Origin of the sequence: Priestia flexa NBRC 15715, from assembly GCF_001591565.1 — a bacterium.
Classification (GTDB): domain Bacteria; phylum Bacillota; class Bacilli; order Bacillales; family Bacillaceae_H; genus Priestia; species Priestia flexa.
Map to the genome: position 1 here is coordinate 19,487 of NZ_BCVD01000039.1, position 9,999 is coordinate 29,485.

Below are 9,999 nucleotides of genomic sequence, written 5' to 3' on the forward strand. Positions count from 1 at the left end.
TTGTTTGTTATAACAGTTGGTTGTATAATATAATGAACAAAGGAGGGGGTTACGTGATCACTGAAAAAGCGTTTGTTGAAAGAGAAAGTGCTATCCCAACCTTTTCACAAGGAGTGAAAGACTGTGTTCCCACGCTATTAGGATACATAAGTATTGGTATTGCTTGTGGAGTAGTAGGAGTAGCTTCAAAGCTTAGTGTTTTAGAAGTAGCGCTATTAGCCATATTTGTTTATGCAGGAGCGGCTCAGTTTATTTTTTGTGCGTTGCTTGTCGCTGATAGTCCGGCTTCAGCCATTATTTTAACCATTTTTATTGTAAACTTAAGGCATCTTTTATTATGTGCAACTCTTGCTCCACACTTTACGCGCTATTCGTTGGTAAAGAATATAGGCATTGGAGCTCTTATTACGGACGAATCATTTGGTGTTGCTGCTAATAAAATCGCAAAAGGTGAACATATAACGGACCGCTGGATGAATGGCTTAAACATTACGGCTTACTTTTCATGGATTTGTGCCTGCGTTGTGGGAGCGTTATTTGGAAACGTGATTGTAGATCCTGAAGCTTTAGGTCTTGATTTTGCTTTAATCGCTATGTTTGTCGCGCTTCTTGTTCTACAGCTGCAAAGTCTTGCTCCCAAAAAGCTTAGACATTCTCTTACTTTAATTGCATACATGACTATTGCGATGATTACGCTATCGTTTTTTATGCCTTCGCACGTAGCCGTTATTGTGTCAACTATCATTGTTGCAACGATTGGAGTGATGACTGAAAAATGAGTTTAGATCTATCAACACTGCTCATTATTTTAGGGTGTGCACTTGTAACGTTTATTCCAAGGGTTGTACCATTTGCAATTGTCCGAAACATGACGCTGCCAGAACCGGTTCTTAAGTGGCTTTCATATATTCCCGTTTGTATCTTAACCGCTTTGGTAGTAGAAAACTTCACCGTACAAACAGAAAATGCTCTTCAAGTGAACTGGGAAGTTATCATTGTAATTATCCCAACGATTTTCATTGCGATTCGAAGCAAGAGCTTATCCGTTACGGTTTTAAGCGGAGTAGCCTTAATGGCCGCAGTTCGCTTCATTATGGGATAAATAAAAAACGACTAGCCAATTGGTTAGTCGTTTTTGAATTAATTTTGTTTTGAAAACGCAAGCTTAACTCCAAAGCCAATCAGTACTAAGCCAGTTGCTCTATCCATTGCGCGCTGAACCTTGGCCGATAACAGCCAGCTTCGCAAATAGTTAATGAAAAAGACATAAACAAAAAACCAAGAAATAGATAGAAACGTATATATAACACCCATCATTAGTAATTGCTGAATAGAGCTTGAACCTGGGGTGACGAATTGAGGTAAAAACGTCAGAAAAAACGTCAGAAAAAACATCGCTACTTTTGGGTTTAATACGTTTGATAACAATCCCTGCTTAAATGCAGACTGACCAGGTTTTATTTGGTCTTTTAAATTCTCTTCTGTTTCTTGTTTTTTTCTTGTCATAAATGAAGAAACGCCGAGGTAAATCAAATAAATAGCTCCCACGTATTTTACAATTTCAAATGCTAAAGCAGACTGCATGAGAATGGCTGAAAGGCCAAACGCTGCGGCAAACGTATGAACTAATGAGCCCGTAGTAATCCCTAAAGCCATTCGATAACCAGAGGCTTGCCCTTCACTAACGGTGCGTTTTGTAATAAGCGCAGTATCAACACCAGGACTCATTACAACAAAAGAAGATAGTAATAAAAACGTTAATAAGTCATTCAAAACGTTCACCTCTTTCAGAAATAATTAAACTATATAGTAGCATAAAAGACGCATATTTGTTAGATTATTCTTATTTTTTTGTTAACAATATTAAAGAGATGAGATATTTTTGGTTTCAAAAACAAGTTGAAAAACTATTGAAATAGGACGAACTTGTTCTTAAAAGCTAACTATTGTAGAACATGATCCGTTCTTGAGAAAAAAATATTTTGTTATGTGCTAGCCTCGTGCTTACCTTTCTTGTAAACCGTCCGGCTCTGGGTGAATCATAATGTGAGCGTTCGGAAACTTTTCAAGAATTTTATCCTCAATGCGATCACATAAGTGGTGAATGCTTTTGATGCTATTCTCTGGCGGTACGATGAGGTGAAAATCAATATGTTCGTGGGCTCCTGCTCTTCGTGTTTTAAAACACTGAATTTCAATATACTCACTTTGAAAGGTACGAATAGCCTGGAAAACCTCTTCTTCTTCACTTTTGTTTAAACGAGCGTCCAGCAGAGGAGGGAAGGCCTCTTTCATTAACTTCGTTGCTTCAATCATAATATAAAGCGCCAAGGCAATCCCGATAATAGGGTCTAGAAACGTCCAACCTGTTACGGCAACTAATATTAAGCTAAGTCCTACACCAAGCGATGTGTATACATCTGTAAGAAGGTGAAAGGCATTTGACTTCATTGCAACAGAGTTAATACGATTTGCTTCCTTATTTACAATTCTAGAAACTACAAAGTTAATAAGAGCACCCAGAAGCATAACACCAATAGCTAGAAGCGGAAGTTTAATCGGTTCAGGTGAAATCAACTTATGTACACATTCATAAATAATCCAAATACCTGCTACGTAAATAAGCAACGTCTCAATTGTTCCTGAGATATTTTCGATTTTTCCATGACCGTAAGGATGATCGTCATCTGCTGGCTTACCAGATACTTTAACAGAAATGAAAGCGATAAAAGAGGCCAATAAATCAAGTGCTGAATGAATGGCTTCTGATAAGACGGCTACAGAACCGGTCAGAATGCCTACGCTAACTTTTAGTAGCACAACAAGTGAGTTGCTAGCGACAGATAAAAAGGCAATGTTTGAGGATGAGCGTTTCATAAAAAACTCCTTTCAGTTAAATGATTTTATCGTAACAAGCTAGCAGCAAGTGGGTCTACAGCAACGTTTTTAGAAGGAAACAACGGTTTTTAAAGTCGCTAAAAAAGTTGAATAAAGACAAAACTATTTTAGGAAAAATGCCTGCTTTTTATTCTTCTTATGATAGTAGTTTGCGCACTTTAAACGGCTTTACTTACAAAACTGTAAGCTAACTGTAAGGTAATGACATCGTTACAGATGCGATAAGCGATTACAATGAAAAAGAAGGGAGGTTTTACCAATAGAAGTGAAAAAGCATATCATTTTTTTTGACGGAGACTGTCATATGTGTAATCAAACAATTTTATTTATAATGAACCATGACCCAACAGTTACGTTTTGTTTTGCTTCCCTACAATCATCTTTGGGTGAAAAACTGCGAACTAATCACATAATCCCTCAACAATACAACTCAATTGTCTTATTTCAAAATGAGTTGATCTATACAAAGTCAACGGCCATGTTACGTATTGTGAAAGAGCTCACAGGGCCGGTCAAATATGCATATGTCTTTATTATTGTGCCTAAACGCATTCGAGACAAAGTGTATGATTACGTAGCTAAACACCGGCACAAGTTTATGAAAAAAAGAGGTTGTCGGCTGCCTACTGCAGAAAAGAGAAGTCGATTTTTAACAGAAAAAGAGGTAAAGGAGTGGGCAAATGAAAGGTTCTAAATGGGTTTCAGTTTTTCGTCAATCAATTCCAGCAACGTTTCGGATTTTTTTAGGGGTTGTGTTTCTTATTTATGGCTCTGTAAAGATTGTATTCGGCCAGTTTGGAGAGCCTACGCCTGAAGCACTTGCGCTAAATGGTGAAGGGTTTGTTATGGCTTGGAGATTTTTTGGTTACTCCAAAGAATATGAAATCGTAATTGGAATTGGAGAGGTAGTAGCGGCTATTCTCATTATGATCCCGCGCACGGCGTTGTTTGGAGCAATCTGTTATTTTCCAATCGTTGTAAACGTAATGATGGTTAATTACTTTTTTGATATCGGCGTACAAGATTTAAGCACGGTGTTAACGCTAATGTGCCTAGCACTATTACTTTTTGAAAGAAAGCGACTTATTCAAGCGCTGTTTGTAAAAGAAGAAAGGAGAGCGTAGGATGACACCGTTTATGATAAAAATGCTGGTAGGGATTTTTGTTGGAACCACCTTATACTATTGGTGGAAAGAAGTAAGAAAAAAGGCAAAGCGCAAACCAAAGCATGAGTTTCCACTGAACTAAGAGTAGTAAAAAATGTAGCCATGCTTGGAAGAGGTTCACTCCAAGCATGGCTATGATCAATCTATAATGAATACTCCCTATTAAAACGCATCAAAGAGATGTTTTATGTTTCTTATAAGGAATCGCACTGGCCAAAGTAAAAGCTGGGGAACTTCCAAGAGTAAATCAAAAAGAAAATCAAAAATGGTATATCGATCACGTGACGTTTTCTTTTTACGCTTTTGTTTTCTTGGCATCAACTGAGCACCTACCACCTTTTTATTATTTATTTCATTATACTGTTTTTTCGATAAAATGTATATTTCTTTCAAAACTACACAGATGTGGTAAAGTAGAAATAGACGATAAAAAGGAGTATTGATAGTATGAACATCAGAAAAGCAGAAAAACAAGAAGCAGGCGTTATAAGCGAGCTATTATATAGCATGCTTGGTCAAATTGCCCGCGACCATACTGCTAGTTCAGCGGACGACGAGGCTCTTCGCGTGTTACAAACATATGTGGAGTCAGACTGCAGCCGATATAGCTATAAAAATATTACGGTTGCTGAACTTAACGAGGAAATCGCGGGAGTCATGATTTGCTATGAGGGTGAACAAATTGAAGCTTTCGATCAGCCAATGGTTTCGTATGTTCGTGAAAAAACAGGAAACAGCAAGTGGCTTCCAGATAGGGAAACAGAAGCAGGAGACTTTTATCTTGATTCAATCGTTGTGGGTGAAAGTTATCAAGGTAAAGGCATTGGATCTATGCTGTTACAGAGTGCTTTTCAAGAAGCAGAAAGTAGGAAGCTTCCTTTAACCCTAAATGTTGAGTTTGACAATGAAGGAGCTCGTGCTCTCTACGAAAAAATGGATTTTTACGTGACGGGTACGCGTTACATTAGCGGAAAGCCATTTTATTATATGAAGCGAAACGCATAGTGATGAAAACCTCTTTCCACAGATGAAAGAGGCTTTCATAAATATTGTATGTACTGCAAATTTAGGGTACAATTATATAAAATGGATATATAAGGAAGGGTTCTTTATGGATATAAAGCGTATTCCCTTTAATATGAATTATAGTTTTAGCCAGAAGCTCCGCGAAGTGCCTTTTAATGAAGCTGATATCCGAAAAGGGATTGCTTATTTAAAAAAGAAAGCAATCTCAGAGGAAGATGAGAGAATAGCTGCGGACATGTACCGGATAATTGGTAAATATGAACGCATTGTAGGCGCATTAGAAAGCAGCGTAAGACATTTGCAGCTATCCATTTATTTATATGAAAGGTATCATGAACACGAGCAAGTATTTAAAAGTTCTATTTATTTAGGACAAACATTCCATTGGCAAAGTAATTGGTGTAAAGCAAATGAAACGTTCGAAACTCTCCTCAATCAGCTTCACATAAAATCATCGCTACATACATATGCAGATTTCTTGTATCAACAGTACGGAAAATGTTTATTAGATCAACAAAATCTTTCAAAAGCCCATCATTATTTTCAACAGTCGCTTGAAATTCGTTTGAAAGCAGGAAATGATAAGTTTATCGAAGAGGCAAATGAATGTATAAAGCTTTGTTTAAGAAAGTTGAAAAACTCATAAGTTTCCAAAGCTTCCATCTTTATTCTTACTAATACACTGTGTATAATGAGATATAAAGAGGAGGCTATTTGTCATGGGGATTCCAAAACCACTTGTTCAGTTCAATCAAGCTTTTATTGTAGCGAGCGTCGTTTTATCGTTTTTCACAACAACATGGGTACTGCTTGCTCCGTTTATTGTAGGGATCATTACTCTCCTAACAAAACAAAATCCCATCATGAAGGTGGGAAAACAATTTCTTAGAAAAGAAGCTTCATTCTATCCGTTAGAAGATCGCGATCAGCAGCTTTTCAACCAGTGGATTGCGACTAGCTGTTTAGGATTATCACTGTTGTTTTTTATGGTAAATCTACCAGTTGTATCAGCGGCTTTTAGCATCATGGTGCTTATTGCAGCAGGTGTAGCTTTAATGGGATACTGCATCGGATGTACGATACGTTATCGTTATATGATGTGGAAGTACAAGAGAAAGAAGCAAAAGCAAGCTGCATAAAGAAAAGGCGAAGTGCCTTTTCTTTTTTAATTGAGAAAAAGATTGACAGAAATGTCTTATATTCAGTAATATAAGGGTAGATAGTCAATTGAGAATGATTATCGTAGAACAGATGTGAGGGTAATCGTATGAGAGTAATATCATTTAAAAGCTACGAAGAATACCGGGAATTTATGATTCAAAAGTTTATCCATAAAGCAAAGCGTAAAGGCGCAAAACTTGAAAATGAAGAGTTTCAGAAGCGACTTGATGAACATATGGAGCAAGTTAAAGAGTTTTGGGATGAGAGAGAATGTGAAAAGCAAATTGCTGATCGAGGAAGCGCGACGTTATCCGTACATCGAGGGATGTTTAAAGAAGACCAGCGCAAAGTTTCAAAACATCTTGATAATACAAGGCTTACCGAATCTATTCATGTACGCTTAGATGCCAATACATATGATAAACTGCTTACATTTTGTGAACAACACGATATGGATATTTCGCAAGCCGTGCGATTTTTAATTCAAAATAGCTAACACAATCTATAGTTGAAAGGAACGATTCAGATGTCAGCATCCATTCGAGACGTAATAAGAGAAAGAAGAACCATTCGTACATTTAATAATGATCCAATTGAGAAAGAAGCTATTATCCAACTTTTAGACGATGCATCATGGGCTCCAAACCATAAGCTACGTCAGCCGTGGAGACTTGTGATGTTTTATGGGAAAGGCAATGAATCATTAAGTGAACAGATGAAAAACTTGTCCAAACAAGTTTCTGATGAAGGAGCAGCAAAAAAAATAGGGAAGATGGCAGAGAAATTTTCTCAATCACAGGCTAATATTATTATTACGGTCCCTAAAGATGAAAATGAAATGAAGCAAGAAGAAGATTTCAGCGCTGTGTCTGCTTTTATCCAAAATTTTCTACTGTTAGCGTGGGAGCAAGAAATTGGAGTGCTATGGAAAACTGGTAAACTCATTCATCAGCCGGGGTTTAGAAAAATAGCAGGAATAAAAGAAGATGAAGCTATTGTCGGTGTATTGATGTTAGGTAAATTTGATGACGTTCCAGCACCTAAGCCACGTGAAGCAATTATAGAAAAGCTAACGTTGATTGAAGCGTAAGAATAAAAGCTCTTGTAAAACAAGGGCTTTTTTGTATACTTGTATAAAACAATCAGTGGAGTGTATTCGCACAATCGGTTAAAAAGGAGAGGACTATTTGACAAATGTTCAAAGAGCGTTTGGCTCAGCTTTTTTATATGCAATCATTACAGGTTTTGCGCTCATGATTGTAAAAGTAGCGCTAAACTATGCAGGGGTTATTGATGTGCTTGCCCATCGCTTTACGCTATCTTTTATAGTTGCTTCCTTGTTTCTATTTGTGAACAAGCAAAAAATGCAAGTGAATGGGCACGATGTTCTTCGTATTGTACCTCTAGGTCTTTTATTTCCGATAAGTTACTTTGGCTTTCAAGCGCTTGGTCTTTTATATACCACATCTTCTGAAGCGAGCATTATTCAAGCGTCGGTTCCAATTTTCACTTTGCTTCTTGCTACCTATCTATTAAAAGAAACGTCAACGTCTCGCCAAAAGTTTTCAATTCTATTATCTGTTTCCGGTATTGTATACATTCTAGCAATGAAAGGCGTAAATTTCTCAGCAAGTGGAAGTTTAGGTGCCCTGTTTATTTTACTAGCATCCTTATCAAATGCTTCTTATAACGTACTTGCTCGTAAAATGACACGCTCATATTCTACCTTGGAGCTTACATACGTCATGATGTTTGTTGGGTTTGTCGGCTTTAACGGAGTGGCCGTTGTTCATCATAGTCTTAACGGCTCGCTGGCAACATTTTTCGAACCGCTTTTTCAACTGGAATTTTTGCTTTCAGTAGCATACTTAGGTATATTTTCTTCTCTTATTACAGCTTTTCTATCCAACTACTCGTTAAAAACAATTCAAGCAGCGCAGATGAGCGTGTTTACTAATTTAGCTACGTTAATCGGTGTGATAGCAGGCGTCGCATTTTTACATGAGAGTTTGTCTTACTTCCATTGGATTGGAGGTATAGCTATTATGGTTGGTATTATTGGGACGACGTATAAAGGACGCTCCAAAGGTCAAAAGCTAAGCAAAAAACTGATTGACAAAAAGTTAGAAAACTCGTAAACTTTTGAAATTATGATTAGCACCATTTGCTAAGATACATACTTTGGAGGATTACGACATGAAAAGACAGATATGGAAAACAGCAATCATGATGGGAGTTGCGGCGTGCATGCTTACAGCTTGCTCTGGAAATAAGGAAAACAGCTCTGTAGATTCCGACCGCAACAAGCTTACCTTTTTATCCAACTTTCCAACAGATACCCTAGATCCCCAGCTTAACTACACGCCGCTGCGAGCAGGCATTGTGGAAACATTGGTCAAAACAACAGAAGATTCACAAATTGAGCCATGGTTAGCTGAAAGTTGGAAAACGTTAGACAATGGAACAACTTGGGAGTTTATTATTAGAGACGAAGTTGTGTTTCAAAATGGAAAAACGTTGGACGCTAAAGCGGTGAAATCGTCATTAGAACGTACGATGAAGGTGAGTGAAGCGATGAAAGCCTCATTGAAAATAAAAGAAATGAAAGCGGATGGTCAAAAACTAACGATTGTAACGCAAGAGCCTGTAGCTTCATTTCCGTCTGAACTCGTTCATCCCAACGCAGCTATTATCGATGTAACCGAAAAAAATATTGAAGCACATCCAGTAGGTACAGGACCATTTGAAGCGGTATCTTCTCAGCCAAACAGTAAGCTAGAGCTGAAAAAAAATGATCAGTATTGGGACGGTGAATCTAAATTGGATCGCGTTACAATGCTATACAATGAAGATGCAAATGCAAGGACAGCAGGGCTCCAATCCGGAGAAGCAGATATTGTGTATCGTCCTGAAATTGAAAACCTAGAGCTATTAAAGAAAGACGAGTCGCTTGTAGTTGACGTCGTTCCAAGCTTACGAACGCAAATGCTTTTATATAATACGAACATTGAAGCGTTTAAAGATGTTAACGTGAGAAAAGCATTTGATGTTCTCTTAAATCGTCAAGATGTGGTAGACTACACGCTTGCAGGACAAGGCGTAGCAGCCAACGGTCCGTTTTTAAAGGAGTTTTCTTTCGCTTATGATGCTCCGAAAAAAGAGTTTGGCACTGAATCTGCAAAAGAATACTTAAAAAAAGCAGGCTACAAATTTGAAAGCAACCAAGTAGTCAAAGATGGTAAGCAGCTATCGTTCACAATCTTAACATATCCATATCGCCCAGAGCTTCCCTTGATGGCACAGCTCATTCAATCGGAAGCGAAAAAGATTGGGGTCAAAGTAGAAATCCAGCAGGTTGAAAACATAGATGAATATATGACCACAAATTCCGACTGGGGCATAGCTACATACAGCTTAATTACGGCCCCGCGCGGTGATTCTTCTTATTTTTTAAATAGCGTTTATGGAAAAGATGGTTTTTATAACGTAGGTCACTATGATAATCCAGCGCTTAGTGATGTAATTAAGCAGTTAAATGAAACTGTTGACGAGCAAAAGCGCGTGGAGTTAACAAGACAAGCGGGAAAAATAATCAATGATGGAGTCCTGCACTCTGCTATTGTCCATCCAAATAATTTTGTTGCGTATAAAGAAAACGTAAAAGGATGGCAAATGACGAAAAGCGAGTACTATGTCATTACTAAAGATTTAGCTCTACAAGAATAATAGAAAGAGGCTGAGACATAAG

Annotated in this window: 14 protein-coding genes; 12 read left to right on the forward strand and 2 right to left on the reverse strand. The window is 37.8% G+C overall.

From position 1 onward, the window contains the following. Positions 1-32 precede the first annotated feature (32 nt). Complete coding sequence (locus BFL01S_RS08790) at positions 33-779, forward strand: AzlC family ABC transporter permease (protein WP_082802717.1); 747 nt, start codon at positions 33-35, stop codon at positions 777-779. Further along, positions 776-1,102 carry an AzlD domain-containing protein gene (locus BFL01S_RS08795; protein WP_025911794.1) on the forward strand — a complete coding sequence of 109 codons (327 nt, stop codon included), beginning with the start codon at positions 776-778 and terminating at the stop codon, positions 1,100-1,102. The genes BFL01S_RS08790 and BFL01S_RS08795 overlap by 4 nt, the downstream gene beginning before the upstream one ends. A gap of 38 nt (positions 1,103-1,140) precedes the next feature. Here BFL01S_RS08795 and BFL01S_RS08800 read toward each other — a convergent pair whose 3' ends face one another. Both BFL01S_RS08800 and BFL01S_RS08805 read right to left on the reverse strand, forming a co-directional pair. Then, a complete protein-coding gene (locus BFL01S_RS08800; RefSeq protein WP_061785481.1) occupies positions 1,141-1,773 on the reverse strand; it encodes a LysE family translocator in 633 nt (210 codons plus the stop codon). A 231-nt stretch (positions 1,774-2,004) separates the two neighbouring features. Further along, a complete protein-coding gene (locus tag BFL01S_RS08805; RefSeq protein ID WP_025911798.1) occupies positions 2,005-2,877 on the reverse strand; it encodes a cation diffusion facilitator family transporter in 873 nt (290 codons plus the stop codon). A gap of 286 nt (positions 2,878-3,163) precedes the next feature. Between BFL01S_RS08805 and BFL01S_RS08810 the strand changes: the two genes are divergently transcribed. From BFL01S_RS08810 to nikA, 10 genes are all read left to right on the forward strand, one after another. Further along, positions 3,164-3,592 (forward strand): thiol-disulfide oxidoreductase DCC family protein, encoded by a 429-nt coding sequence (locus tag BFL01S_RS08810; RefSeq protein ID WP_169799846.1) that lies wholly within the window; start codon positions 3,164-3,166, stop codon positions 3,590-3,592. Continuing rightward, entirely contained in the window at positions 3,579-4,022 is a 444-nt protein-coding gene (locus BFL01S_RS08815) for a hypothetical protein (RefSeq protein ID WP_061785483.1), read from the forward strand. Before BFL01S_RS08810 ends, BFL01S_RS08815 begins: the two co-directional genes overlap by 14 nt. Position 4,023: 1 nt before the next feature. Next, positions 4,024-4,146, forward strand: coding sequence for a hypothetical protein (locus BFL01S_RS21245; protein WP_257788882.1), 123 nt, complete (start codon positions 4,024-4,026; stop codon positions 4,144-4,146). A 365-nt stretch (positions 4,147-4,511) separates the two neighbouring features. Further along, positions 4,512-5,069, forward strand: coding sequence for a GNAT family N-acetyltransferase (locus BFL01S_RS08820; RefSeq protein WP_061785484.1), 558 nt, complete (start codon positions 4,512-4,514; stop codon positions 5,067-5,069). Between the two features lie 106 nt (positions 5,070-5,175). After that, the gene (locus tag BFL01S_RS08825; protein ID WP_061785485.1) at positions 5,176-5,736 is read left to right on the forward strand and encodes a hypothetical protein; all 561 of its coding nucleotides are present in this window, start codon (positions 5,176-5,178) and stop codon (positions 5,734-5,736) included. Between the two features lie 73 nt (positions 5,737-5,809). Continuing rightward, a complete protein-coding gene (locus BFL01S_RS08830; RefSeq protein ID WP_025911804.1) occupies positions 5,810-6,229 on the forward strand; it encodes a DUF4395 domain-containing protein in 420 nt (139 codons plus the stop codon). Between the two features lie 128 nt (positions 6,230-6,357). After that, a complete protein-coding gene (locus tag BFL01S_RS08835; protein ID WP_061785486.1) occupies positions 6,358-6,747 on the forward strand; it encodes a hypothetical protein in 390 nt (129 codons plus the stop codon). 30 nt (positions 6,748-6,777) lie between these two features. After that, positions 6,778-7,341, forward strand: coding sequence for a nitroreductase family protein (locus BFL01S_RS08840; protein ID WP_025911806.1), 564 nt, complete (start codon positions 6,778-6,780; stop codon positions 7,339-7,341). A 97-nt stretch (positions 7,342-7,438) separates the two neighbouring features. After that, complete coding sequence (locus BFL01S_RS08845) at positions 7,439-8,389, forward strand: DMT family transporter (protein ID WP_082802718.1); 951 nt, start codon at positions 7,439-7,441, stop codon at positions 8,387-8,389. A gap of 58 nt (positions 8,390-8,447) precedes the next feature. Further along, positions 8,448-9,977: a nickel ABC transporter substrate-binding protein gene (gene nikA, locus BFL01S_RS08850; RefSeq protein WP_061785487.1), complete on the forward strand. Its 1,530-nt coding sequence runs from the start codon at positions 8,448-8,450 to the stop codon at positions 9,975-9,977. The last annotated feature ends 22 nt before the right edge of the window (positions 9,978-9,999 follow it).

Excerpts from the sequence above, each read along its gene's own strand:
- BFL01S_RS08790 (WP_082802717.1), top strand. The coding sequence starts at position 33 with ATGAACAAAGGAGGGGGTTACGTGATCACTGAAAAAGCGTTTGTTGAA.
- BFL01S_RS08795 (WP_025911794.1), top strand. The coding sequence starts at position 776 with ATGAGTTTAGATCTATCAACACTGCTCATTATTTTAGGGTGTGCACTT.
- BFL01S_RS08805 (WP_025911798.1), bottom strand. The coding sequence starts at position 2,877 with ATGAAACGCTCATCCTCAAACATTGCCTTTTTATCTGTCGCTAGCAAC.
- BFL01S_RS08815 (WP_061785483.1), top strand. The coding sequence starts at position 3,579 with ATGAAAGGTTCTAAATGGGTTTCAGTTTTTCGTCAATCAATTCCAGCA.
- BFL01S_RS21245 (WP_257788882.1), top strand. The coding sequence starts at position 4,024 with ATGACACCGTTTATGATAAAAATGCTGGTAGGGATTTTTGTTGGAACC.
- BFL01S_RS08820 (WP_061785484.1), top strand. The coding sequence starts at position 4,512 with ATGAACATCAGAAAAGCAGAAAAACAAGAAGCAGGCGTTATAAGCGAG.
- BFL01S_RS08825 (WP_061785485.1), top strand. The coding sequence starts at position 5,176 with ATGGATATAAAGCGTATTCCCTTTAATATGAATTATAGTTTTAGCCAG.
- BFL01S_RS08830 (WP_025911804.1), top strand. The coding sequence starts at position 5,810 with ATGGGGATTCCAAAACCACTTGTTCAGTTCAATCAAGCTTTTATTGTA.
- BFL01S_RS08835 (WP_061785486.1), top strand. The coding sequence starts at position 6,358 with ATGAGAGTAATATCATTTAAAAGCTACGAAGAATACCGGGAATTTATG.
- BFL01S_RS08840 (WP_025911806.1), top strand. The coding sequence starts at position 6,778 with ATGTCAGCATCCATTCGAGACGTAATAAGAGAAAGAAGAACCATTCGT.
- nikA (WP_061785487.1), top strand. The coding sequence starts at position 8,448 with ATGAAAAGACAGATATGGAAAACAGCAATCATGATGGGAGTTGCGGCG.